We start from the raw sequence: 23,980 nt of genomic DNA, 5'->3' as shown, positions 1-23,980 counted from the left end.
AACAAAACGCCAACACAAAACATGTTGACTAAAATGTCCGACCTTCCAACCGGGGGGAAAGAAAGGCCGGAACCAAAATAAATTTGGCACTGACATTCATCGACACACTATTGAGTTCTCAAAGAACACACGCACACACATCCAGACCGAAACAATTCGGACTTTCCGTAAGGCAACTTATCAAGCTTAGCTCAACCGTTCACCCGATCAAAATCGGGACTCGATCGAACCAGTGTGAGCGTCAGGCGCTCCTCGTCCTACCTCGTTTCCCGRTCCTTCCACTCGGCGTTTCCGCCTCGCTTCTCGGCTCCGGGTCGGTGTCCGTGTCGCTCTGACCTGGAATAAGTTACGCGGCGCAAAACGCTACGTCAAATCGCCTGCGCAGCGCGTTATTTCGCAGGTCAGAGACGTGCGATCGGCCAGCCGACGGCTCGATTCACGCGAATGTGACGCGAGCCACCACAAGATCGTTTCGAGGCGGACCGCGTCCGGTGGCCGAACCTTCCTCAACCGGCCAGAACCTGGTCGTCGCCGCGCTTCGGCGGCACCAGGTCGGCATCGACCGCCCGCAGTGTCCCGTCTGATCGGTGAGCGCGCGGTTGAGCCCACGCACGCGGGCACCGCCGCGGCGGTGCATACCGGCGTAGTTCAAGTCCTCGACCACGATCACCGAATACTGCTGCGCCAGTGCGGTGATGGCCTGATGCGGGACGTTTCAAACGCAGGTTCGCCACCCGCGCATGCGTTTTCGCGGCCCGAGCCTGCGCCTGCTTCCACCGTTCGGACGGGTCGTGTCTGCCCTCGGTGCCGCGTCCCGCGACGGCGTGCGGCACGGCGCCGGATGGTAGCGAGAGGTCGGCCGCGTGCCGGCACCGAACCATTGGCCTCGACTCAGACGAAATCGGCTCGGTTGCAGCGTCCTACCGCAGGTACTTCTTGCCCTTGAAGCTTCCCGTGCCGAGCACGCGTCGGCGCAGCTGTCGGCAAAAAGAACGCTATCTGGTAGCTGTCCGCGACCTGCCCGATGTTCCGCATGGACGCCGGTCTCGGCGGCGGCCTCCATTTTGCCGTCGAACGGGCGGGCGCCGACCCCTCAGCCGCCCAGCGGGACCCGCCGCGGAACGACCTTGCGGTAGGAGATGCGCCAACCACCCGACGCCCGCACCACCACATCCTCATAGGTCACGCTCCCGCAACTACCGTCCGCGTAGATCCCGATTCCCTTCGACAGCACCCGAACTACGCCTGCCTCCGTTTCGATGACGATCACATTCGTGACATGGTGTCCGACCGGGTTCGCGTCGCCGCGCGCTACCGCGGCGTCGCGGAGTGCCACGATCCCGTGCAGCTCGCCGAAACCCAGATCGGTGAGGTCGTAGACGATCTCGGAGGCGAATAGCTCGTCCATCCGATCGAGCTCTCCGGCGTCCATCAGGTGACCGTGCCGGGCGATGAGGTCGTTGATCTCGAGGCGGTCTTCTATCGATAGGGTCATGCGCGGACACGGTAGCTCCGCGCACGGCGCGAGTCAGGTGAATATCGCCTGGTCGTTGGTCCGGCATGGGTTACCGCCGCGCGAAGCAGTTTCGCGCCGAGTGCGCGCTGAACAGGGCCTTCATCGCCGAAGGTTCGAGGACCTCGAAATCCGGGCTCAGGTGAACCAGGCGGCGGGCGGTCCACTCCAGCGGTTCCCGGAGGCGCGCAGAAGAAGGGCGTACGCGTCGATGGTTCGATTTCGTCCGGGTATTGCGGCGAACGATCTGTGACGTAGCCGCGCCACGCAACGACGCCGGTTCGGGCGGGGATGCCCTGGCCTGTGTTCGTCGCTCGGCCTACCTGGCCACACCGAAATCCGCGCGACCGCACCGCGGGGCGGCATCATGAACATATGGCGACGCGCGAGGTGGTTCGGGCAGGCGCGTTCGCGAGAATCTACGACCCGAGCGTCGACGAGTCGCAACCGTGGTACATCAACGACCACACGCTCGTGCGCGCCGACGACGGGCAGTGGCATCTGTTCGGGATCACCCACCCGGAGCCCGCTGACCCGTTCGACGAGATCGAATTCGCACACGCCACCGCCGCGCGGCTGAGCGGGCCGTGGCGCAGGCACGAACCCGCGCTGCGCGTCGACCGGGGCTACGGGGAGACACACCTGTGGGCGCCGTACGTCGTCGGCGAGCACCGGCGGTACTACATGTTCTACGCGGCAGGCGGCGCCGATCGCACCGACGCGGCGTTGAACCTGGCCACCTCCACCGACCTGTTCCATTGGACGAGACAACCGACCGGCCCACTGTTCCGAGACGGCTACGACGCCCGCGACCCGATGGTGGCGCGTGTGGGCGACCAGTGGGTGATGTACTACTGCGCGACCAGCGCTCCCGCCGGGGGACATCACATCGTCGCCTACCGCACCAGCACCGACCTCGTGCACTGGGGCGGCCGGCATATCGCCTACACGGATCCGACCCGGGGCACCGAGGCGGGCAACACCGAATCCCCGTTCGTGGTGCGGCACGACGGCTGGTGGTACCTGTTCATCGGCCCGCGCCCGCACTACGTCGGCACCGACGTGTTCCGTAGCGACAGCCCGTTCCGCTTCCGCATCGGCGACAAGGTCGGTCATATCGCGGCGCACGCGGCCGAGGTGGTGCCGGACGACGGCCGCTGGTGGATCACCAGCGCGGGCTGGGCTCAGGGGGGCGTGCACCTGGCGCCGCTCACCTTCCCGCGGTCGCGCGTCGTCAAAGCGGTTCCGCAGTAAGCGGTCCGGCGCGCCGGGCGGGGGCTCGATTTCGCGAATCACGCCAACGGACCCGGCCCCGGCTGGTATCTGTTGAGCGAGTCGAACTTCGACCACCCACCTACGGGAGGGACCGGCATGGCCCGTATCGGTGTTATCAGCATTTCCGATGGCCGCGACTATGTGCATGCGGGTATCGCCGATTTCATCGCAACCGCCGAGGATCGGCTGGTCGACGCGCTCACCACGGCCGGACACGATGTGGTCCGCGGCGCGGAACCGATCAGCGACAACGCGTTGGCGAGTTCCGTGGCGCGCAGGGTCGCCGCGGCAGGGATTGATCTGACCGTCCTGCACTACGCCGTCTGGGCGTTCCCGCACTTCACCATGCTCGCGGCGGGCGCGACCCCCGGGCCGCTGCTGTTGCTGTCGAATATCGACCCGGTACAGCCCGGTATGGTCGGCATGCTCGCGGCCGGTGGTGCGCTGGACCAGATCGGCCGCGTGCACAGCAGGCTGTGGGGCGATCCATCCGATCCCGCGCTGATCGAGGCGATCAGCGTCCGGGCGCGGGCCGCCGCGGCCGTCTCCGGTTTGCGCGGTTCGACATTCGGCCGCTTCGGTGGGCGGCCGATGGGCATGAATACCGCGGTCGCCAATACCGACCAGTGGCAGCGCCTCTTCGGCATCGACGTCGAGGAGATCGACCAGTGGGAGATCGTGCGCCGCGCCGAGCTCGCCGACGGTGCGGAGGCGAAGGCCGCACGCGAGTGGTTGGAGCGCCACACCGCGGGTGTGCACTACGACGGCGCGAAGCTCACCCCGGAGCTGCTGGAACGCCAGATCCGTTCGTATCTCGCGGTGCGCGAACTGATCGCCGAACGGCGCCTGGATTTCTCCGGCATCAAGGGGCAGCCCGAGCTCACCCAGTACTTCGCCACGATGGACGTCACCGAGGCGTTTCTCAACGATCCCTACGACTGGAACGGTCCGAAACAGCCGCATGTCTGCGCCACCGAGGCGGACATGGACGGCGCGCTCACCATGCAGTTGCTCAAGCAGATCGCAGGCACTCCGGTGCTGTTCGCCGACGTGCGGCACTATCACGCCGACCGGGACATCTGGGATCTGTGCAACTCCGGTCAGCACGCCACCTGGTTCGCCGCACGCAGCACCGACCCCACCGAAAACCTGGCGAAGGTGCACCTGTATCCCGAGGTGTTCTTCTTCCCGGCGGGCGGCGCCTCGGTGCATCATCTGGCCGCGCCAGGACAGATGACCCTCGCGCGGCTCACCCGCATCGACGGCGACTACCGGATGCAGCTGATGCTCGGCGAATTCGAGCACTACGACCAGCAGACCAACGAAGCGCTGATGAAACAGTCCACCTGGGAGTGGCCGCACGCGTTCGCCCGGCTGGACGCGCGCGCCGAGGATTTCCTGTCCCGCTTCGGCGCCAACCACATCCACGCGGTGCCCGGCGATCATCGGGCGACCGTGCGCGCGGCGTGCGAACTGCTCGACGTCACGCTGGACGAATTCGCGCGGTGACGATGTTCCTCGGCATCGACATCGGAACCGCCAGCTCCAAGGGTGTGCTCACCACGGCGGACGGCACTGTCCTCGCCAAAGCGGAGCGAACGCACGGCGTTTCCATGCCGCGCCCCGGGTGGGTGGAGCACGACGCGGAGGCGGTGTGGTGGGCCGACTTCGTCGCGCTTGCCCGCGACCTGGTGCGGGCGGCTGACCACGCGCCTCTCGACGGACTCGCGGTGTCGGGGATCGGCCCGTGCCTGCTGCCCGCGGATGCCGAGGGACGGCCCCTGCGCCCGGCCATCCTCTACGGTGTAGACACCAGGGCCGGCGTCGAAATCACGGAGCTGAACAACGAATTCGGCGCGCAGGCGGTGCTCGAGCGCGCCGGGTCGCCGCTTACCAGCCAGGCCGTCGGCCCGAAGGCGCGATGGCTGGTCAAGCACGAGCCGGAAGTCGCGGAGCGTACCGCGATGCTGCTGATGGCGAGTTCCTTTCTGGTGCACCGGCTCACCGGCCGATACGTGCTGGACCACCAGTCCGCCAGCCAGTGCGTGCCTCTCTACGACCTACGCGAACGCGCGTGGGCAACGGACTGGGCCGAACGTGTGGTGCCGGGATGGTCCCTTCCCGATCTGGCCTGGCCGACAGAGATCGTCGGTCGCGTGACCGCCGACGCGGCGGCCACCACGGGCCTTCCTGCAGGGCTGCCAGTCACCACCGGCACCATCGACGCCTGGGCGGAGGCCGCCAGTGTCGGCGTTCGCGCGCCGGGCGACGCCATGATCATGTACGGCACCACCCTGTTCCTGGTGCAGGTGCTCACGGATCCGCGTCCACATCCAGGACTCTGGGGCACCTGCGGCACCTGGCCCGGCACCTACACGCTCGCCGCGGGCATGGCGACCTCGGGCGCGGTCACCGACTGGCTGCGTAAGCTCGTCGGCGGCGAGTTCGCCGATCTGATCGCCGCCGCCGACGACGTCCCCGCGGGCAGTAGAGGCCTGCTGATGCTGCCGTACTTCGCGGGTGAGCGCACTCCCTTGTTCGATTCGGACGCCAGGGGCATTGTCGCCGGTCTGACCCTCGAGCACGGCCGCGCCGAGCTCTATCGCGCGGTGCTGGAAGGCATCGCCTACGGGGTGCGGCACAACATAGCGGCGATGACCGAGGCCGGTGGCCAGGCCAGGCGGCTGGTCGCGGTCGGGGGCGGCACCAAGGGCGGGCTGTGGACTCGAATCGTCTCCGACGTCACCGGCCTGCCGCAGCAGCTCCCGGCCGACACCGTCGGCGCCTGCCTCGGCGACGCTTTACTCGCGGCCGAAGCCGCCGGTGTCGACACGTCCGGGTGGAATCCCATTGTCGACACGGTCGAGCCCGACCCCGAGCACACCGCGAAATACGAGCCGTACTATCAGTGCTACCGCGAACTGTACGAACGCACGACCGATATCGCGCATTTCCTGGCATCCGAACACCATCGCGGCGGCGCGGCTTCCTGATTCCGACTGTTCATGCGAGGATGCAGGGTTGGTTTGTAGGACAACTAATGAGGACGCCATGCCCACAATCGACCTGACCCAGCACACCTTCGACACCACCATCGCGTCCAACCCCATCGTGCTCGTGGATTGGTGGGCGGGATGGTGTGGACCATGTCAGTATTTCGCCCCGATTTACGAGGCATCGTCGGACCGTCATCCGGAGGTCGTGCACGGCAAGGTGGACACCGAAGCCGAGGTCACGTTGAAAACCAATGCTCGGGTCACCCAGTTCCCGACGCTGATGGCGTTCCGGGAAGGCCTGCTGGTGTATTCGGAGGCGGGCGCATTGGCCGGCGACGCGCTGGAAGACCTGGTCCAGCAGATCCTGTGGCTGGACATGGACCAGGTTCGGCGGGAAGTCGCCAGGCAGTCCGAAGCCCAAGAGCTCGCCACGGCGACCGCGTCATCCGCCGTTCCCGCCGCGCGCATGGCCGGACCGGCGCCGATACCGGGTAGGTATGGATGGCCCGGACTGTGACTGCGCCGGTCGGGGATCTGTGGCGGCTGGACGGCGCGCGGACGCGATCCATCAGTGCCGAGAACCCCACCGGTGCTCCCGGCGCGGGCGCGCGGGCGGGCGACGGCACCGGCGCGTACGCGGCCCGGCAGCTGGGCGTCGGCTGGAAGGTGTCGCCCTCGATCGCGCTCACCGACGGCGAAACCGCCACGCTGGCAGACGTTTCCGGCCCCGGGGTGTTCCGGCACTTCTGGCTGACCACGGAGCGCACCGCGCTGCGCGCACTGACCCTGCGAATGTACTGGGACGACGAGGCACAGCCCGCGATCGACCTGCCACTCGGCGATTTCTTCTGCAACGGGTGGAGCGAGTTGGCGCTGCTGAGTTCCGAGATGGTGGTTGTCGCCCCTGCGGGCGGGCTGAACAGCTACTGGCCCATGCCGTTTCGGCACCGGGCTCGGATCACGCTCGAAAATCGCTGCGGGCAGACGGTTCCGGTGTACTACCAGGCCACCTACACCGAAGAGGAAGTGCCGGACGCCGCAGGATACCTGCGGACAAGCTGGTCGCGCACCACCCGGTTGGGCGTTCCGGCGGTGCACACGATCCTCGGTACGGTGTCAGGTCCCGGCCGATATGTCGGCACCTATCTCGCTATTCGCCCGGGCGCACCGGGATGGTGGGGCGAGGGCGAAGTCAAGTTCTATCTCGACGGCGACGACGCGCACCCGACCATTTGCGGCACCGGTACCGAAGATTACTTCGGTGGCGCGTGGAATTTCGATCTCGACGGGACATATCGGACATATTCCACGCCCTATCTCGGTCTGCACCAGGTACTGCCGCCGGAGGAAATCTATCGACCGGACCAGCGATTCGGGATGTATCGCTGGCATGTGCGCGATCCGATCTGTTTCGAGAGCGGTCTGCGCGTCACAGTTCAGGCGCTCGGATGGCAAGACGCGGAAACCTATCTTCCGCTCGCTGAGGCCGACATCGCGACCACGGCGTGGTGGTATCAGTCCTGATCCGGTGAATCCGCCGGATTCGGTTCCGGAAATTCCTTTGCTATCAGTTCGTCGGCGCGCGCCAGTGCCGCGTCCATGCTCGCGGTCAGGTCGTCCATCACTGTCAGACCAGCCAGCAGGTCCGCGAGTTCTTCCTGCACGGCCTGCAGTTCCGCGATCGCCGGATCGACCCGGTACCAGGCAACCGCGTCATGCCACCACGGATCGTCGGAGAGCCACGCCCACAGCACGTCACGCACCAGCACCGCGTCGGAGGTGTACATCTGGAAGGACTCGTTCGCCGACCCGGCCCGATGCTCCAGCTCGTAGACGCCGTCGGGCAGCAGACGGGCCCGGATGTCGTGCAGGTCAGCGCGGCTGAGTTCCAGAATGAGGCAGTCCGGATCGGACCGTTCTTCGAGCAGATCGCCGAGCTCGGCCTCGGTCAGATCCGGCAGCGGTGTCCCGTCTCCCGCACGGATGCGCACGTCTACAGGCTGGCGCGGATGGGTGCTCACCGGGCCAGTCTGCCCGATGGCGCGCCCGAATACCCGAAATGCGCCGGGCAGAGGCTTTCGGGTGCAAAGTGTTGGTATGCGTGCTGTGGGTGAGGCATCTGGTCGGTTATCGGTGCAGCAGCTGCCGGACACGATCCCGAAGCGCGGCGTGCTGGTCCAGATCTACGCGATCGACATACGCGGCACCCACCGGCAGGTCGACCGCGAACTCGCGCTGACGCCGTATTCGATCGCGCCCGCTCATGGTTCCCCGGGCACGCTCATCGCATCGGAGGCAGGCGGCCCGCCGGAAGGCACGCGGGTTGCGGTCGATCCCGCGCGTTTCTGCGACGCCCGCCGGCGCTGCTCGATCGGAACACACGGCCTCGGCGAGCACTGGGGGCCGATCGGCGACCTGGGACGGGCCGCATGACGACGGTCGCGGGGGTGGACAGTTCCACCCAATCGTGCAAAGTCGTCGTCTGCGACGCCGACAGTGGCGCGATCCTGCGCCGAGGACGGGCAGCGCATCCGGGCGGGACGGAAGTCGACCCCAATGCCTGGTGGGACGCGCTATGCACGGCGAGCGCCGGATTACTCGACGGCGTCGACGCGATTGCGGTCGCGGGGCAGCAGCACGGATTGGTTGCCCTGGACGCGGAGGGCGCGCCGGTCCGGGATGCGCTGCTGTGGAACGACACTCGGTCTGCCGAAGCGGCCGAGGACCTGATCACCGAGCTGGGCGGTCCGCAGGCATGGGTCGACGCGGTCGGCAGCGTGCCGGTGGCCGCGCTGACCATCGCCAAACTGCGCTGGATGGCCGACCACGAACCGGAGCAGGCCGGCCGCACAGCGCACGTCCTGCTGCCGCACGACTACTTGACCTGGCGGCTGCGCGGCGGCGAGCCGGGACGCGTGCCCCCATCGACCACCGACCGCGGCGACGCTTCGGGCACCGGATACTGGTCACCCGCCAGCGGGGACTATCGCGAAGACCTGCTCGCCATGGGTTTTCGCGGACGCACGCCCGCGCTCCCGCATGTTCTCGGCCCGGCCCAAGCGGCGGGGCAGACGCCGTCGGGCACGCTGGTCGCCGCGGGAACGGGCGACAATGCCGGTGCCGCGCTCGGACTCGGCATCGCGGAGGGTGACGTGGTGGTTTCCCTCGGCACCAGCGGAACGGCCTTTGCCCGCGCTACGGGTGCCAGTGCCGACCCGAGCGGCGCGGTGGCCGGATTCGCGGACGCGACCGGCGCATTCCTGCCGCTGGTCTGTACGCTCAACGCCGCCCGCGTCCTGACCTCCACCGCCGACCTGCTCGGCGTGGCCTTGACTGCGTTGGAATCGCTTGCCGTGCAATCTGTTCCGGGCGCCGACGGCGTCGTTCTGCTCCCCTATCTGTCCGGTGAACGCACCCCCAACCTTCCGCGCGCGGCGGGCAGCCTGCACGGCCTGCGCCCGGGGGCGATGCGTCCCGCGACCATCGCACGCGCCGCCTTCGAAGGCATGCTGTGCAACCTGGCCGACGCGCTCGACCATCTCACCGGCATCGGGGTGGCGACGCGGCGCGTCCTACTCATCGGCGGTGCCGCCCGCTCATCTCTGGTCGCCGAGATCGCCGCCCAGATCTTCGGCGTCGCCGTGACGGTGCCGGAACCGAACGAGTACGTCGCGATCGGCGCTGCCCGGCAGGCCGCCTGGGCGCTCAGCGGTGCGCCGCAGCCGCCCGGCTGGCCCGCGCAGACGGTCGTGGAAGTCCCCGCACCGCCCGATGTCACGGTAGGTCGGCAAATCCGAGCGCAGTACCGGCAGGCACGCCAGGCCCTCTACGGTTGACCACGACGTCCGTTCGGTTTCGGCGGCGCAGCGACCTGGTCGGGCACTCGTCCACGCAGGTGGCTGTTCGCCGGCACCTTGCCCGCTCACGTGAAAGACCCTTGGATCGTCCGCCGATGAATTTCGGCGCCTGGTGGCGTCTCGAGTCCAGGAAGGTGGGACCACCCTGGATAAAGAGAGGTGAACGAATGAGTGATACCGAGGTGCGAAAAGCGGTGACCGCGGAACGCACCGATCTCGCCGACCTGTTGGCCGGGCTCGATGGCGCGAGCTGGGATGCGCCGACGCTCTGTGCGGGCTGGCGGGTGCGTGAAGTGGTCGCGCATGTCACCATGCCGTTTCGGCTGTCGAGTTCGCGCTTCGTGCTGGAGATGATCAGGGCGCTTGGTAGCTTCGATCGGATGGCCGATCGCAGCGCACGTGCTGACGCCGTGACGCTGACGGCCGAGGATCTGCTGAAATCGCTGTGGGACAACATCGATCACCCGTGGAAGCCGCCGGGTGGAGGATTCGCCGGTGCGTTGAGCCATGACGTCATCCATGGCTTGGACATCACGGTGGCGCTCGGACTCGACCGCCGGGTGCCGGAGGACCGGCTGCGTCTGGTGCTCGACGCGCTGAATCGCAAGAGCGTCGAGTTCTTCGGCGTCGACCTGAAGGGCATCGAACTGCGCGCCGACGACCTGGATTTCAGCTACGGCTCCGGCGCGGTGTTGTCGGGCTCCGCTCAGGATCTGCTGCTCGTGCTATGCGGCCGTAGGCTGCCGGAGGGGCACCTCAGCGGCGTTCCAGCGGCTCGATTCACCACGCCCGGCCCAACTGCCTGAATCGTCAGCTGCCTGAATCGTCCGAGGGCGGCTTTCGCTTCTTCTTGGGTCGGTCGGCAGAGTTGCCCGCGTTGGAACGCTTGCCGTTGCTGCCCTTGTGGCGAGCGGGTTGGGTCGCGTCCGGTTGCCGCGAAATAACGATAGTGGAGCCCCACGGTAAGCTGATGGCTCCAGATCCGGTCTTACGCCCGCGAACCCACTGGCCCAGAGCAGCCATAGCTGAAACGACAGATATCGCGACGGCGAACCACGCGACAGAAGTGACACCCGCGGTGACGTAGGAAACCCGTTGGGTCCCCGGCACCAGTATTCTGCCGTTGCCGGAGGCCCAGCGAATCAGCTGCCCGACCTGGGTGCCCAGATCCCGCTGGCTTCCAGCACTGAGCATGCCCCGCACCGCGGACGCTTGACCGTTCAGGTTGGCCACAGCAGAGACGACGAAAATCGCCATGGCGACCGAGGAACCCACGGCCAGATAAGACAGCGCCGCACTGCGTGCTCGGAGATTGATTACTACCGCGAAGACGGTGACAGCGCTGGCGACGCTGGCAAGGACTGCCCACATGCCGTTGATATGCGCGGGAGGCGGTGGCGCTCCCGACCAGAGCGCCACAAGGGAACTGGATATCTGAAGCTTCCCGAAGGGGTTCGCCTTGATCCCGCCGTCGGCCGCTTTGGCGTCGAGCCACGGCTGAAACAGCAGGGCAAACGTGAGGATGCTCCCAGCCGCGGCGAACAGGTAGCCCCAGTACCCACGGAGCGATTCCACAACCTTCAGGACGATCTCGTCGTTGAGCTGACGGCGCCGGGAACCGCCTTCTGCGCGGCTGGGCGAGCCGGGCTCTTGATCTGGAGTTTTGCTCGCCTGCCAGGGAGTCCGCTGAACCATTACCTCAGTTTAAGAGTTGGACAGCGGGTGCGAGCTCGGGCCGAACTCACCTCCAGGGGGAAGTTTGTGCTGTGCTCGGCACGGGCGCAGATCCTGATCAGTCCTCGGCTGCTGCAATTGTGCGGCAAATTGGATCACCTCTGGGTAGGAGAGATGCACGAATGACCGATATCGGGGCGAAGAGTGGTGACGGCGAAGCGCACGGATCGCGCCGACCTCCTGGCCGGGTTCGGCGCCGCGAGCTGGGATGTACCGCGCTCTGTGCGGGCTCGTGGCCGAGGATCTGCTGAAATCGCTGTGGGACAACGTCGATCACCCGAGAAAGCCGCCGAGAGGCAGATTCACCGGCGCGTTGAGCCATGACATCATCCATGTCTTGAACATGATCGTGGCGCTGTCGACCTGAAGGGCATCCGCCGACGACGTGAATTTCAGCTACGGCTCCGGCACGGCGCTGTCGGGCTCCGTCCGGCGGCGTTCCAGCAGCTCGATCCAACGCACCCGGTATCTGCCTGAATCGTCAACTGCCCGAATCGTCCGAGGGCGGCTTTCGCTTCTTCTTTTTCTTGGGTCGGTTGGCAGAGTTGCTCGCGTTGGAACGCTTGCCCTTTCCCTTGTGGCCAGCGGGTTGGGTCGCGTCCGGTTGCCGGGAAATGACGATAGGGAGGCTCCGCGGTAAGCGGATGGATCCAGATCCAGTCGTATGCCCGTGCACCCACTGGCCCAGAGCAGCCATAGCTGAAACGATAGATATCGCGACAGCGAACCACGCGACAGAAGTGAGACTGGCGGTGACGTAGGAAACCTTCCGGAGTCCTGGTACCGGGTAAGTGCCGTTACCGGAGGCCCAGCGGATCAGCTGCCCGACCTGGGTGCCCAGATCCCGCTGACCTCCGGACCCGACTATGCCTCGGATTGCTTCAGCTTTACCGTTCAGATGGACCACGGCAAAGACGACGAACATCGCCATGGCGACGGAGGAACCCACAGCCAAATAAGACAGTGCCTCACTGCGTGCTCGGAGATTGAGTGCTACCGCGAAGACGGTGACGGTGATGGCGGCGCTGGCAAGGACTGCCCACATGCCGTTGATCTGCGCGCCGGGCGGTGGCGCTCCCGACCAGAGAGCCACGAGAGAGGTGGATATCCGAAGCTTCCCAAAAGGGTTCGCCTTGATCCCGCCGTCGGGCCCGTCACCGGTGAGCCACGGCTCGAACAGCAGGGCAAACGTGATGATGCTCCCGACCGCGGCGAACAGGTAGCCCCAGTACCCGCGGAGCGAGGCCAGAACCTTCAGGACGATCTCGTCGTCGAACTGACGGCGCCAGGAGCCGTCTTTTACGCGATTGGGCGAGCCGGGCTCTGGGTCTGGAGTTTTGCTCGCTTGCCAGGGAGTTGGCTGCACCATTCTCCCAGTTTAAGAGTTGGACAGCGGGTCAGAGGTCGATCCGAGCTCACCTCCCGTGGGAAGCTCGCGCTGTGCTGCGGTTGCACCGGTGGCGTAGCGGCGCAGATCCCGATCGGTCCGCGGCTGCCGCAGCTGGTGCGGCAAGGCCGCTGTGGCTGATCTCCGCGAAGGACGAGGGCACGCTCAGCTGCCCGGTAGCTCAGCCTCCTACTATGAAGCTAGCGATGATGGAGCCGTCGGCTTGTCTGCCGCCGAGGACAAAGATCCTGGCTCCTAACGCCACCTCGGACACCCGGGTACCGAAAAACACAAGGACGTTTGTCTTGGCAGTGGTGTGCACGGTGGTCGTGGCACCCCGTATGCCCTCGATCTTCAGTGTCATACCATCGTTCGCGGTGACCCTGCCGACGGCCGTCGTTCCATGCGCGACCGCCGGGGCGGCGGGCGCGGGGCTGGCGGACCTGGCCGGCCGGCTTGTCGAGATCGAAACGGTGGACTCGTTCGCGAACAGGCGAGTGCCCGCCAACACGAGAAGGATGAGCGCGACACTGATTCCGACAAGCATGCCGATTCGGGGGTAAACGGGCCTTGGCGGACTCGGCATTTCGATCTCGGGGGTGTTCGGCGGTGGGGCGCTGCTGCTGTGGCTCGACGGCGAGTTCTCGGTGCCGGTGAGTAGCGGTGCCGGATCACGGGTCTGCTGCGCGCCGCGGAACTGCTCGGTGGACCGATCTTTGGACGGATTCGTCCACGGAGTCCCCTGTTCACCCACAGAGCAAGGGTAAGCCGCCGGTGTCAGGTGCCTATCGTCACTGGCGGGAGCACTTGGAATGCCGGCACCGCCGTCTTGCGACGGCGGCGTTCAACAGGTGGCCCACTTCCATCCCGCGGGCGCTCCTCTGCCGACGGGGCACCGGTCGAGGACCGTCATCGCGAGTTCCTACAACTTGTAACCGATCTGGCGTAGTAGCTGTCTACGGTCTGCCTGGTCGTCGGCATTTTCTACGCCCAGCGGCGCGGTTCCGTCGACTACTCCGACGATTCCCCTACCGAACTCGGTTTCGGCAATCAATACTTCTACGGGATTGGCTGTGGCACAGAAGATTCCGCAGACTTCCGGGACGTGCTTGACCGCGTTGAGCACATTGACCGGGTATCCCTCGCGGAGGAAGACGATGAACGAGTGTCCCGCGCCGACCGCGACTGCGTTTTTCGTGGCGAGCTCGACCAGATCGTCGTCGTTGCCGGAGTAGCGGACCAGACACGGCCCGGATGCTTCGCAGAATGCGAGCCCGAACCGCAGGTGGGGACCGACTCCGACCAACGCCTCGTGCAGGTCCTCAACGGTCTTGATGAAGTGGGCCTGCCCGATGATGACATTGAGATTGTCCGGTTTGTCGATTTGCACGGCTGTCAACTCCACAGCAACATACTGCGCCTCACCGAACCGGATTCTCCGCACTTCGGCGCCGATTCGCGTGTCGACGACGCCTGCCCGGACCCCGCCGACGGGCGACCGCCGGATCGGGATCGCTGGAGCCTCCGCGGCCGGTTCAGTCCGCCGCGGTGTCGCGACGTGCCGCGTCGAGCAGGGAATCCAGCAGGCCCGGGAAGCGGGCGTCGAGATCCTCGCGACGTAGCGACAGCAACAGTTCCCTGCCGGATGGTCGCTGCCAGATGACGCCGGCGTCTCTGAGCACACGCCAGTGATGGGTCAGATTCGACTTGGCCACTTCCGGCAGGACGGACCCGCAGTTGTGCTCGCCGCCGGCCGCGAGCACTTGCACGATCCGCAGACGTAGCGGGTTTCCCATGGCAGTGAGCACATTCGCCAACTGGATCTGCGTCCGTTCGGGATGTGCCGTGATCACCCGGCCCAGGATACCTCAACTGTTGACATACAGTCGAACTGTACGAGAGTATGCGTACTATTCTACTCTTTGAGAGGTCATACCGTGGGTACCAGCAGTTCCCGATTCGACGACAAGATCGCGCTCATCACCGGCGGCACGAGCGGCATGGGACTGGCCACCGCACGCAGGCTGCTCACCGAAGGCGCACACGTCATCATCACCGGCCGCGACAAAACCCGACTCGACGCCGCCATCGAAAATCTGCACGGCGGGGAACGCGTCCTGGGGCTACCCGGCGATGTAGCCAGTCTCGCGGATCTCGATGCGCTGACCGCCGCGATCCGAGACCGGCACGGACACCTCGACGTGGTCTTCGCGAACGCGGGCATCGCCGCGTTCGAACCGACCGCCGACATCACCGAAGCCGAGTTCGACCGCGTCGTCGACATCAACTTCAAAGGCGTCTTCTTCACCATCCAGAAGACCCTCCCCCTCCTGACCGACCACGCGGCGATCGTGATCAACGCGTCGTGGGCGCTGCACCGCGGCGTGCCCGGCGCCTCGCTCTACTCGGCCACCAAAGCGGCCGTGCACAATCTGGCACAGACTCTCGCGGCCGAACTGGCGCCCAGACGAATTCGAGTCAACTCCGTGAGTCCCGGCTACATCGAGACCCCGTCATACCGCGACAACGTCTCTGCCGAAGCACAAGCCGCGGCCGTCGCCGCAGTAGCTGTCGGTCGGCTCGGCACCTCCGAGGATGTCGCCGACGCGGTCGCCTTCCTCGCTTCCCGCGAAGCGCGCTACATCAACGGACAGGATCTCCTGATCGATGGCGGCCTGATCGCCGCCATCCCCGAGCGGATGGTGTAGCAACCGGCTGCTCATCCGACGCGCCACCTAGGCAACCCAGGTGAAGCCGAGGGCAGATCGCACGGGCCGACCACTCGACGCGCGCGATCCACCGGTCGGACCGCAGCGCGGCGCCACCTAGCCCGACGCGCCCCACCACCCGATCAACGCCGCGCCGAGTTACCCGCCGCGCGTACCACCGCCGCCAACGACGCCGCGAGCACGGAATCGCTTCGCCCGCAAGCCCATCCGGTCCCGTTGTCGCCGCGATACTCCACATACGTGAGGGCGACGACGTCGTTGCCCGACCCGATCGACTGCTGGGTCAGGCCGAGCACTTCGATCGGATGACCGGCATCGGCCAGCGCCGCGGTGATCGCCGCGACCGGGCCGACGCCGCGATGCTCGGTGCGGTGGGTGATTCCGTCGACGGTCAAGGTGATCTCGGTGGTGGCCGCGGGGCCGTCGCCGCTGGTGCGCCAGTCCTTCAGATCGATCCAGGACGTGTCGTCGAAGTAGGTCGCCTCGAACAGATCACGGAGTTCGGCGGCGGTGATCTCCACCCCCGAGTCGTCGGCGCGGGCCTGCACGCGCTCGGCGAAATCGATCTGCAGGCGGCGCGGCAGGTCGATCCCGTACTCGGTGTGCAGCAGGTAGGCGATACCGCCCTTACCGGACTGTGAATTGACCCGGATCACCGCGTCGTAAGTGCGGCCGATGTCGGCCGGGTCGATCGCCAGATACGGCACCCGCCACTCGAGTTCGCGCTCCGCGACGCCGTTCGCCGCGGCGCGGGCGCGATGCTCGGCCATGCCTTTCTTGATCGCATCCTGATGGGTGCCGGAGAACGCGGTGTGCACCAGATCGCCGACGTAGGGGTGACGTTCGTGGATCGGCATCCGCGTGCAGTACTCCACGGTGCGCCGGATCTCGTCGATATCGGAGAAGTCGATCATCGGATCCACGCCCTGCGCATGCAGATTCAGCGCCAGGGTGGCGATGTCGACGTTGCCGGTACGTTCGCCGTTGCCGAAGACACAGCCCTCGACCCGCTGCGCGCCCGCAAGCACCGCCAACTCGGCACAGGCGATGCCGGTGCCGCGGTCGTTGTGCGGGTGCACCGACAGAATGACGCTGTCGCGCCGGGCCAGATTGCGGTGCATGTACTCGATCTGGTCGGCGTAGACGTTCGGGGTGGCGACCTCGACCGTCGCGGGCAGGTTGAGGATCACCGGCCGCTGTGCGTCGGCGTCCCACAACGTGGTCATCCGGTCGCACAGATCGAGCACGAAATCGGGTTCGGTCAGGTTGAATACCTCGGGCGAGAACTCGAAGCGCACGTTCGGCAGGTCGTCCGTGCACGCCAGCACGTCGCGGCCGCCGGCGAGGATCAGCTCGCGCAGCGCGTCGCGTTCCTTGCCGAGCACGGTTTCCCGCCAGGTGGGGGCGGTCGCGGTGTACATATGGATCACTACGTCGTTGCGGATGCCGCGGACCGATTCGACGGTGCGCTCGATGAGATCGCGCCGCGCAGGGGTGAAGACGACGATCGCGACGTCCTCGGGTGCGACATCGGTGTCGGCGATGAGGCGCACGAAGTCGAAGTCGGTCTGCGACGCGGACGGATATCCGACCTCGATCTCCTTGTAGCCCATGGCGATCATGAGCTCGAAGAAGCGTCGCTTGCGCGTCGGGTCCATCGGTTCGGCCAGCGCCTGGTTGCCGTCGCGCAGGTCGACCGGAACCCACAGCGGCGCTCGGGTGAGCCTGGCGTCAGGCCAATGTCGTTGGGTCAGCGGCACTTCCACGCGGTCGTAGACGTCGCGGTAACGATGCGAGGGCATCTGCGAATGCCGCTGCCGGTTCCATGCGGGAGCCACGTCGGGAACTGCGCCCCGGGGCGTATCGATAGTGGGGAAAACGGTGACGGTCATGGGTCTGCTTTCTGGCCGTGAGACGAGAGGCGACCGGCCATGGCGAAGCCCCACGGCGGGGCGGCCGGTCGGTCAGGCCCCGCCGTGGCGGCTGAGCAGAAGCATGGTGCGCATGATGGCTAGACTATAACCCAACTCCTCAGACAAGTAGAGAGGTAGCGATGATTCCGCAGGTACGGCGCCATCCGCTGGCGGCGCAGACGGCCGAGCTACTGCTGGCACGCATCCGGGCGGGCGAATGGCCGCTCGGTCACCGCTTGCCCGGCGAGACGACACTCGCCGCGCAGCTCGGCGTCGGGCGCTCCACGGTGCGCGAGGCGGTCCGCGAACTAGCGGGTAAGGGTGTGCTCGACAGCCGTCAGGGTGCTGGCGTCTTCGTCACGGCGCTCGACGTCGCCGAGGACTGGGATGTGGTGCTGCGCCGCGCCACCATCGCCTCGGTGATCGAGGCGCGTATCGCTATCGAGGCCGAGGCCGCCGCTCTCGCCGCCCATCGGCGCACCCCGGCCGACATGCGGGCGATCCGCGGTGCGCTGTCCGCCCGCGAGGCGCACGGCGAGCCGGTGGCCGTGCACGTCGACGCGGACATGGCGTTTCACCGGGCGGTCATCGTCGCCGCGCACAACGACGTGCTGACCCAGCTGTTCGACAGCTTCCTGCCCCGGCTGCGCCTGGCGATGATCGACATGCTGAAGATCCGCCCGGTGCCGTCCGAACCCGCGGATCACGCCGCACATGAACGGCTCGCCGACGCGATCGCTGCCAGAAACCCCAGCTCCGCAGCGGAATACAGCCGCTCACATCTCACCGCTCTGAAGGAGGCCTTCACGTGACCGATGCCCCGGTGCTCGAACTGACGGACGTGACGTTCCGCCGCGAAGGCAAGAAGATCATCAACGGCGTCTCGCTCACCGTGCGCGCGGGCGAACACTGGGCGCTGCTCGGCCCCAACGGCGCGGGCAAGAGCACCCTGCTCGGGTTCTGCGGCGCGGTCACGTTCCCGACCTCGGGAACCGTGCGCGTGCTCGGCGAACAGCTCGGCCGCGTCGAACTGCAGCGCCTTCGCCGCGGCATCGGACATGTGAACCCGCGCCACCCGTTGCGTTCTCCGCTCACGATCCGGGAGGTCGTGCTGACCGGCATCACCGCGACGATCGACACCCCGATGCGCTGGACACCGACTCCGGAAGAGTTCGCCCGAGCCGACGCCATCATCGACACCGTGGGCCTGACAGGCAAGGCGCACGAGATCTGGCCCACGCTGTCCCAGGGCGAACGCGGGCGCACGCTGATCGCCCGTGCGCTGGTCGCCGAGCCCGAGCTGCTGCTGTTCGACGAGCCGTCCACCGGTCTGGATGTCGCTGCCCGCGAACAACTGCTGGAGACCATCGATTCGCTCGATCGGACCCACCCCGATGTCGCGTCCATTCTGGTCACCCACCATCTGGAGGAACTGCCGAGCACGACCACCCATGCGCTGTTGATTGCCGATGGCAGCACTGTCGCGGCAGGTCCGGCACTGGAGACAGTCACCACCCACAACGTCACCACCGCCTTCACACATCCGGTCGAGGTCCGCTACGACGACGGGCGCTGGACCGCTCGCGCCGCGCGCAAGCGGACCGCATGGCCGGTCCACAGCACGGACTGAGCTGAGCCGGTGACCTGGCGTTTTCGGCAACTTTGCGCCGTCGCGGTGAGCAGGATGCACAAACCGCGGCGGAGCTGAAACTGGTGGACGCGCTCATCGCCGCGGGCACCCTCGACTCCTACCATCTCCGCAGTGCCGTTCGCGCGAGAATGCCGATCGTTCTCGGGCCGGATCCGCTGACGTGTACCACCCGACGAACCTGTGCGCACCGGCACCGGCGACGTCAGTGCTGAACCACATCCCCGGGCGGCCCGCTGCGGTGCTCGGCCTCGGCAAGGCTCTTCAACGTCCGCAATTGCTTGCGCATCATGAGCACGTCACCGAGGGCCAGCGCCATGGCGATCGATTTCGGTGCGCCACAGCGCATGCGAACCACCAGCCTGGTCCCCGCTGCTTCGGGCCGCACCGCGTAGGTGACGCAGACCTTGCCCGCGACCAGCGTGATGTGGCGGCCGAGGAGGAAGGAGACCAGCTCGAATTGGGACATGAACCGTTGTCCCGCTTCGAGTTCGGTGAGCATCGGGTCGCGCCGGTGGGGAATGCGGCGCCCGAAGTTGTCCAGCAGGTCGTAGCTGTAGGGAGCGACGCGCAATTGGCACAGCCAGGCGTAGACGAGCGCGGGCGGTGCGTCGATGCTGATCGCCCGATCGGCCTGTAACCCACCCGGTTGCAGGTCGTCGCACGGTAGCGGCGCCGCACGCTCGGCCTCGCTGGCGCCCCACACGGTCCCGGCAATCACGCCGCCGCCGCGATCCGGCGCAGGAGTCGTCGCATCACTATCCGGTGGCCGCCCGACCCGATCACCAGCGCCCGATAGATCCTGCCGTGCAGCCCGGGGAAGTCGCCGAAGGACCGCGCACGGACGCGGGTCCGGCTCGACCCCTCCTCGTCCAGCTCGAAGACCAGCGCGTACTTCGAGAACCAGTGGCTGCCTCGCAACGCCAACCGGTGCGGCTCCTCAGCGGCATCCAGGGCGAACCCGCTCGGCGCCGACGCCGGATCGGCCGGGTTCTTGCAGACGACCTCGAGCAACGCTTTCCACGCCCGATCGCGGTTCGCGTCCACGGATCTGGCATGCTCGTCTATGTAGGGTAAACGCTCCATATAGAAGGAACGTACTAGTCCATGGCACCACCCCGCAAGCACGACACCGATGCGATCCTCGACGCCGCTCGCGCGCTGGTGCTTACCGACGGCCCACGCGCGGCCAGCGTCGCGGCCATCGCCGAAGCCAGCGGCGCACCGGTCGGCACGCTCTATCACCGCTTCGGCAATCGCGACGGCGTGCTGACCGCAGCCTGGCTACGCGCGCTGCGGCGCTTCCAGGACCGCACCCTGGCAGCCGCCGAGGACCCGGATCCGGTCGAGGCCGGCGTCGCGATGACGCGCGCCGCCCTGCGGTTCGGGCGCGAATTGCCCGATGACGCAAAGCTTCTGCTCAACCTGCGCCCCAGCGACCTGCTCGATGCCGGCCCCGATGACGAGTTCCGCAGCACTCTGGCGCGGATGGACGCGCCGCTGATCCATCAGCTGCGCCGCATCGCGGACGCACTATTCGGCCGCGACGGCGACCGCGAAATCGACGCCGTCAGCCGCGCCATCGTGGACCTCCCCTACGCCGCACTGCGCCGCCACGCCCACGCCGAGGCCCTGCCCGACTGGCTCGACGACGACCTCACCACCGCCGTCCGCACCCTCCTGACCTCCTACCGTCCCTGATGGCACAGCAGCGGCCGATCAACCACCCACCAGCGCGGGAGTCAGTTCGTCGAGGCCGGAGACCACGTGGGCGGCCAGGGCCAGTGCGTCGGGAGCCGGTGGGTACTCCGGTCGCGGGGCGGCGATGACGCGCATGCCCGCGGCATGGGCCGAGCGCAGGCCGTTGCTCGAATCCTCCACAGCGGCACAGTCGGTGGGCTGCCTGCGCAGGAAGGTCGCGACCGCCAGGTAGACGTCGGGCGCGGGCTTGCCACGGTCGACCTCCTCGGTGGAGAAGGTGACGGTGAAGAACTCGATGAGACCCGTCTGCCCGAGTACGGCGTCGATCAGGGCGCGCGACGACGAGCTGGCCAGACCGAGCGTCCATCGTTCGCTGATCCGCTGCACCGCCTCGACCGCGCCGGGCAGCAGCGGAACGGCCTTGTCATAGTGCTCGGACATCCGGGCGACGACGTCACGCGCCACTGTCTCCGGTGGCTCGCGGACCCCCAGTTCGCCGCTGAGGTACTCCGACCATTCCTGGGTGCTCATACCCATCAGACGCTGCTGGGTATCGGGCAGCCATTGCCCGCCCTTCTCCGCGACATAGGCGCGCCGCACCTGCTCCCACACCGGCTCGGAGTCGATCAGTACACCGTCCATGTCGAAGACGACCGCCGTGATACCCATGCGCCCATAGCCTTTCGCCAGCCGATCCGGTCAGGTGTCGATGCGGGCCGACCTCCGCACGCCCGCGCCCCTCCGGTGTGGCCCCCGGAAGGCGAGTTTGCCGATCGCGCCCCAGCCTAGGGGATACAGCTCGGATCGGCATGACCCCAGCACCCGCCCGGCGAACATCCGACAGGTGACCTATAACGTGTTCTCATGAACGAACAGCAGGCCGGCTCGCTGCCGAACAAGGAGCATCACGAGGGCGGGTTCCGGCCGATGACGGAGCTGGTCGCCGCGCACGAGGCCGCGCAGGAGGCCGACATCGCCCGCGGCGGGCCGCACTACGGCGAATTCATCGAGCAGATCCGCGGTCTGATGGACCGTGCCCGCCTGGCCTCACCGTCCGACGAACTGGCGGTGGAGGCGATCGGCATCCTGAAGGCGCTGAACGACCAGCTCGATGACGCGGTGGTGGACGAGTGGTCTACCCCCACCTGGACCCGCTTCGACCTGCCTGCCCGCGGCAATCTCACGCTGCCGCCGTTTTTCATCGACCACGCGGACCAGGACGGTGTCGACGCCCGCATCAGCTTCCGCACCTTCCACCTCGGCGGCAACAATGCCGCTCACGGTGGTCACGTGGCAATCGGCTTCGACGACCTGCTGGGCATGACCGCCGCGGTGCATACGGGCGCGGTGACCAGAACCGCCTCGCTCACCGTCGACTACCGTGCGATCACCCCGTTGAACACCGAGCTGAAGGTGCGCGCCTGGACCGAACGGCGAGAGGGGCGCAAAGTCTACGTCCGCGCCACTCTGCACGACGGCGAGCGCCTGTGCGCCGAAGCCCATGGATTGTTCATCGTGCTTCAGCCTGGGCAGCCCTGACCTGTCGGAGCGTGGTCCGGCGCGGCGATATTCGGGCCGCACCGGGCCCTCGCTCGAGTTGATGGCGCGGTCCCCGGGCAATCCGAGATCTCCGGCTTCGCCTACGCATTCACACGCTCGCAGTGAAGTGGCACGCGGACAGTATCTCTCGCGCACGGCAGCCGTGCCGCGTGGTCGAAATGGCATTCGGGGCATGTCGGCACCTGATGCATTGCGCGGCAAGCAGTTCCACGAAGCCTCGAAAATGCGCACGTCGAGACGTCGATGCCCGCGAATCGGACCCCGAAACATGCGCGGAATGCAGATATGCACGAGACGCCATGACAGTCCGCGTATTCAGACGCTCACCGGTCGACTTGTACGACCGACGAGCGCCGAACGATCACCGTCCCGGGAAGTGCGCCTGCCGATACGCGCCGAACCGGGCGTCCACCTGATCGGCGGTGAGTCCGAAATCGTCGAGGGTGTATCGATGCGCCGGACGCGCCGCGCCCGACGTGCTCTCCGCGTGCAACGCCGCCATCGCCGAAGTCGCCTCGTCGGTCAGCGGCAGCCCGAAGTGCCGGTAGATCGACTCGACCGTACCGATCGGATCGGCGACGAAATCGTCGTAGTCCACATCGCAGAACTGGGCCGCGTCGTGCCGGGTGCGGTCCGCGAGGAAACGTTCGGCGCCACGCCCCCACAGATCCAGCTGTGCCGCGCCTACCACCCGCCCGCGGAACTTCTCCGACCAGCCCGCCGACGCCTGTTCGTTCAGGCTGCACACCGAGGCGATGATGGTCCGCGGGTCACGGTGCATTTGGATGACCAGAGCGTCCGGGTAGACCTCGAAGATGGCGTCCAGCGCGAACAGGTGGCTCGGATTTTTCAGCACCCACCGCTTCCCCGCGTCCGGCAGGCCGATCAACTGCAGGTTGCGCCGATGCCTGCGGTACGCGGGCGTCCAATCCCGCTCGCGCAGCCATTCGGAGTAGGCGGGTAGGTAGGCCAGGCACTCGTAGGACACCGACATGGCCGACTGCCGCAGCAGCTGCCAGCACTCCTCCACCTGATCGGCCGAGATGTGGTGTACGCCCATGAATTCCGGGTGCTCCACGTGGTGCTTCTCGTAGGCGGCCTCGAGGCGCTGATACACCGGGTTGCTCGCCCAGGTGTCGCGCGGCGGGCGCGGCTGCGGCATCTCGGTGAGCCACATCTCGAGCCCCTGGTGCGCCGGGTCGGCGTTCAGCAGCCGATGCACCGCCGTCGTGCCGGAGCGCGGCAGACCGGTCACGAAGATCGGCCGCTCGATCACTACGTCGGCATGTTCCGGAAAGCGCTGCCAGGCCGCCTCGCTGAGCAGCCGAGCGATCAGTGCGCCGCGCAGAAACGCGCGATTCACCTTGTTGCCGAACGGCGTGAGCTCCGCGTCTTCGGCATACGACTCGAGCAGTACCTCGAGCCCCTCCCGGTAGTCGTCGGTACCGAAATCGTCCAGTCCGACGACCTTGGTCGCCGAGGCGTGCAGATCGTCGATGGTCCCGACGTCGTCCCTGCCGATCACGTTCGTCTCCTCCGTGTTTGTGCGGGACACCCGCACCCGGTCGGGATCGCGAGCGCTGCGCCATGGTGGCTCACGATGCCCTCCTCCGTGTTTGTGCGGGACACCCGCACCCGGTCGGGATCGCGAGCGCTGCGCCATGGTG

26 protein-coding genes are annotated in these 23,980 nt (G+C 66.9%); 14 read left to right on the top strand and 12 right to left on the bottom strand.

Translation table 11 applies throughout. From position 1 onward, the window contains the following. Nucleotides 1-1,093 precede the first annotated feature (1,093 nt). Nucleotides 1,094-1,495, bottom strand: a complete 402-nt coding sequence (locus AB4Z47_RS29025; protein WP_441955612.1) for a nuclear transport factor 2 family protein — start codon at nucleotides 1,493-1,495, stop codon at nucleotides 1,094-1,096. Nucleotides 1,496-1,888: 393 nt separating this feature from the next. On the opposite strand from AB4Z47_RS29025, the gene AB4Z47_RS29020 reads away from it, so the two are divergent. From AB4Z47_RS29020 to AB4Z47_RS29000, 5 genes are all read left to right on the top strand, one after another. After that, nucleotides 1,889-2,767, top strand: a complete 879-nt coding sequence (locus AB4Z47_RS29020) for a family 43 glycosylhydrolase (RefSeq protein ID WP_441955610.1) — start codon at nucleotides 1,889-1,891, stop codon at nucleotides 2,765-2,767. Between the two features lie 117 nt (nucleotides 2,768-2,884). Further along, nucleotides 2,885-4,297 carry an L-fucose/L-arabinose isomerase family protein gene (locus AB4Z47_RS29015; RefSeq protein ID WP_441955608.1) on the top strand — a complete coding sequence of 471 codons (1,413 nt, stop codon included), beginning with the start codon at nucleotides 2,885-2,887 and terminating at the stop codon, nucleotides 4,295-4,297. 2 nt (nucleotides 4,298-4,299) lie between these two features. After that, nucleotides 4,300-5,781: an FGGY-family carbohydrate kinase gene (locus AB4Z47_RS29010; RefSeq protein ID WP_441955616.1), complete on the top strand. Its 1,482-nt coding sequence runs from the start codon at nucleotides 4,300-4,302 to the stop codon at nucleotides 5,779-5,781. Nucleotides 5,782-5,839: 58 nt separating this feature from the next. Continuing rightward, the gene (locus AB4Z47_RS29005; RefSeq protein ID WP_441955606.1) at nucleotides 5,840-6,301 is read left to right on the top strand and encodes a thioredoxin domain-containing protein; all 462 of its coding nucleotides are present in this window, start codon (nucleotides 5,840-5,842) and stop codon (nucleotides 6,299-6,301) included. After that, complete coding sequence (locus tag AB4Z47_RS29000) at nucleotides 6,298-7,308, top strand: glycoside hydrolase family 172 protein (protein WP_441955604.1); 1,011 nt, start codon at nucleotides 6,298-6,300, stop codon at nucleotides 7,306-7,308. The genes AB4Z47_RS29005 and AB4Z47_RS29000 overlap by 4 nt, the downstream gene beginning before the upstream one ends. Here the strand turns inward: AB4Z47_RS29000 and AB4Z47_RS28995 are convergent. Next, nucleotides 7,299-7,805, bottom strand: a complete 507-nt coding sequence (locus AB4Z47_RS28995; protein WP_441955602.1) for a hypothetical protein — start codon at nucleotides 7,803-7,805, stop codon at nucleotides 7,299-7,301. The genes AB4Z47_RS29000 and AB4Z47_RS28995 overlap by 10 nt on opposite strands. 76 nt (nucleotides 7,806-7,881) lie before the next feature. On the opposite strand from AB4Z47_RS28995, the gene AB4Z47_RS28990 reads away from it, so the two are divergent. The 3 genes from AB4Z47_RS28990 (at nucleotide 7,882) to AB4Z47_RS28980 (ending at nucleotide 10,447) form a co-directional block, all read left to right on the top strand. Further along, complete coding sequence (locus tag AB4Z47_RS28990) at nucleotides 7,882-8,217, top strand: hypothetical protein (protein WP_441955600.1); 336 nt, start codon at nucleotides 7,882-7,884, stop codon at nucleotides 8,215-8,217. After that, nucleotides 8,214-9,620: a xylulokinase gene (xylB, locus tag AB4Z47_RS28985; RefSeq protein WP_441955598.1), complete on the top strand. Its 1,407-nt coding sequence runs from the start codon at nucleotides 8,214-8,216 to the stop codon at nucleotides 9,618-9,620. The genes AB4Z47_RS28990 and xylB overlap by 4 nt, the downstream gene beginning before the upstream one ends. Before the next feature lie 188 nt (nucleotides 9,621-9,808). Continuing rightward, entirely contained in the window at nucleotides 9,809-10,447 is a 639-nt protein-coding gene (locus AB4Z47_RS28980; RefSeq protein ID WP_441955597.1) for a maleylpyruvate isomerase family mycothiol-dependent enzyme, read from the top strand. A 4-nt stretch (nucleotides 10,448-10,451) separates the two neighbouring features. Here the strand turns inward: AB4Z47_RS28980 and AB4Z47_RS28975 are convergent, their stop codons facing one another. After that, nucleotides 10,452-11,336 carry a hypothetical protein gene (locus AB4Z47_RS28975; protein ID WP_441955595.1) on the bottom strand — a complete coding sequence of 295 codons (885 nt, stop codon included), beginning with the start codon at nucleotides 11,334-11,336 and terminating at the stop codon, nucleotides 10,452-10,454. 271 nt (nucleotides 11,337-11,607) lie between these two features. Here AB4Z47_RS28975 and AB4Z47_RS28970 point away from each other — a divergent pair, with 271 nt between their 5' ends. Beyond that, on the top strand, nucleotides 11,608-11,742 hold the full coding sequence (locus tag AB4Z47_RS28970) for a hypothetical protein (protein ID WP_441955593.1): 135 nt from the start codon (nucleotides 11,608-11,610) through the stop codon (nucleotides 11,740-11,742). Between the two features lie 114 nt (nucleotides 11,743-11,856). Here AB4Z47_RS28970 and AB4Z47_RS28965 read toward each other — a convergent pair whose 3' ends face one another. From AB4Z47_RS28965 to AB4Z47_RS28950, 4 genes are all read right to left on the bottom strand, one after another. Next, entirely contained in the window at nucleotides 11,857-12,744 is an 888-nt protein-coding gene (locus AB4Z47_RS28965; RefSeq protein WP_441955591.1) for a hypothetical protein, read from the bottom strand. Nucleotides 12,745-12,943: 199 nt separating this feature from the next. Beyond that, a complete protein-coding gene (locus AB4Z47_RS28960; protein ID WP_441955589.1) occupies nucleotides 12,944-13,516 on the bottom strand; it encodes a hypothetical protein in 573 nt (190 codons plus the stop codon). Between the two features lie 168 nt (nucleotides 13,517-13,684). Then, nucleotides 13,685-14,167, bottom strand: a complete 483-nt coding sequence (locus AB4Z47_RS28955) for an adenosine-specific kinase (protein ID WP_441955587.1) — start codon at nucleotides 14,165-14,167, stop codon at nucleotides 13,685-13,687. Between the two features lie 130 nt (nucleotides 14,168-14,297). Next, a complete protein-coding gene (locus AB4Z47_RS28950; protein WP_441955585.1) occupies nucleotides 14,298-14,615 on the bottom strand; it encodes an ArsR/SmtB family transcription factor in 318 nt (105 codons plus the stop codon). 84 nt (nucleotides 14,616-14,699) lie between these two features. Here AB4Z47_RS28950 and AB4Z47_RS28945 point away from each other — a divergent pair, with 84 nt between their 5' ends. After that, nucleotides 14,700-15,470 carry a glucose 1-dehydrogenase gene (locus AB4Z47_RS28945; protein ID WP_441955583.1) on the top strand — a complete coding sequence of 257 codons (771 nt, stop codon included), beginning with the start codon at nucleotides 14,700-14,702 and terminating at the stop codon, nucleotides 15,468-15,470. 143 nt (nucleotides 15,471-15,613) lie between these two features. On the opposite strand, the gene AB4Z47_RS28940 is transcribed toward AB4Z47_RS28945, so the two are convergent. Continuing rightward, nucleotides 15,614-17,383, bottom strand: coding sequence for a 2-isopropylmalate synthase (locus AB4Z47_RS28940; RefSeq protein WP_441955582.1), 1,770 nt, complete (start codon nucleotides 17,381-17,383; stop codon nucleotides 15,614-15,616). Between the two features lie 161 nt (nucleotides 17,384-17,544). Here AB4Z47_RS28940 and AB4Z47_RS28935 point away from each other — a divergent pair, with 161 nt between their 5' ends. Then, the gene (locus tag AB4Z47_RS28935; RefSeq protein WP_441955580.1) at nucleotides 17,545-18,216 is read left to right on the top strand and encodes a FadR/GntR family transcriptional regulator; all 672 of its coding nucleotides are present in this window, start codon (nucleotides 17,545-17,547) and stop codon (nucleotides 18,214-18,216) included. Further along, nucleotides 18,213-19,034 carry an ABC transporter ATP-binding protein gene (locus tag AB4Z47_RS28930; RefSeq protein WP_441955578.1) on the top strand — a complete coding sequence of 274 codons (822 nt, stop codon included), beginning with the start codon at nucleotides 18,213-18,215 and terminating at the stop codon, nucleotides 19,032-19,034. The genes AB4Z47_RS28935 and AB4Z47_RS28930 overlap by 4 nt, the downstream gene beginning before the upstream one ends. Before the next feature lie 223 nt (nucleotides 19,035-19,257). Here AB4Z47_RS28930 and AB4Z47_RS28925 read toward each other — a convergent pair whose 3' ends face one another. Both AB4Z47_RS28925 and AB4Z47_RS28920 read right to left on the bottom strand, forming a co-directional pair. After that, the gene (locus AB4Z47_RS28925; RefSeq protein ID WP_441955576.1) at nucleotides 19,258-19,773 is read right to left on the bottom strand and encodes a hypothetical protein; all 516 of its coding nucleotides are present in this window, start codon (nucleotides 19,771-19,773) and stop codon (nucleotides 19,258-19,260) included. Further along, nucleotides 19,770-20,138 (bottom strand): hypothetical protein, encoded by a 369-nt coding sequence (locus tag AB4Z47_RS28920; RefSeq protein ID WP_441955574.1) that lies wholly within the window; start codon nucleotides 20,136-20,138, stop codon nucleotides 19,770-19,772. The genes AB4Z47_RS28925 and AB4Z47_RS28920 overlap by 4 nt, the downstream gene beginning before the upstream one ends. 21 nt (nucleotides 20,139-20,159) lie before the next feature. Between AB4Z47_RS28920 and AB4Z47_RS28915 the strand changes: the two genes are divergently transcribed. Continuing rightward, the gene (locus AB4Z47_RS28915) at nucleotides 20,160-20,753 is read left to right on the top strand and encodes a TetR/AcrR family transcriptional regulator (RefSeq protein WP_441955573.1); all 594 of its coding nucleotides are present in this window, start codon (nucleotides 20,160-20,162) and stop codon (nucleotides 20,751-20,753) included. 18 nt (nucleotides 20,754-20,771) lie between these two features. On the opposite strand, the gene AB4Z47_RS28910 is transcribed toward AB4Z47_RS28915, so the two are convergent. Beyond that, nucleotides 20,772-21,422: an HAD family hydrolase gene (locus AB4Z47_RS28910; protein WP_441955571.1), complete on the bottom strand. Its 651-nt coding sequence runs from the start codon at nucleotides 21,420-21,422 to the stop codon at nucleotides 20,772-20,774. Between the two features lie 195 nt (nucleotides 21,423-21,617). Between AB4Z47_RS28910 and AB4Z47_RS28905 the strand changes: the two genes are divergently transcribed. After that, a complete protein-coding gene (locus AB4Z47_RS28905) occupies nucleotides 21,618-22,292 on the top strand; it encodes a PaaI family thioesterase (protein ID WP_441955569.1) in 675 nt (224 codons plus the stop codon). A 382-nt stretch (nucleotides 22,293-22,674) separates the two neighbouring features. On the opposite strand, the gene AB4Z47_RS28900 is transcribed toward AB4Z47_RS28905, so the two are convergent. Beyond that, a complete protein-coding gene (locus AB4Z47_RS28900) occupies nucleotides 22,675-23,838 on the bottom strand; it encodes a sulfotransferase family protein (protein WP_441955614.1) in 1,164 nt (387 codons plus the stop codon). Nucleotides 23,839-23,980 lie beyond the last annotated feature (142 nt).

It is taken from the genome of Nocardia sp. 2TAF39, assembly GCF_052114905.1.
Classification (GTDB): domain Bacteria; phylum Actinomycetota; class Actinomycetes; order Mycobacteriales; family Mycobacteriaceae; genus Nocardia.
The sequence above is the reverse complement of the archived record's forward strand: the minus strand, read 5'-3'. Positions and strand labels throughout refer to the sequence as shown.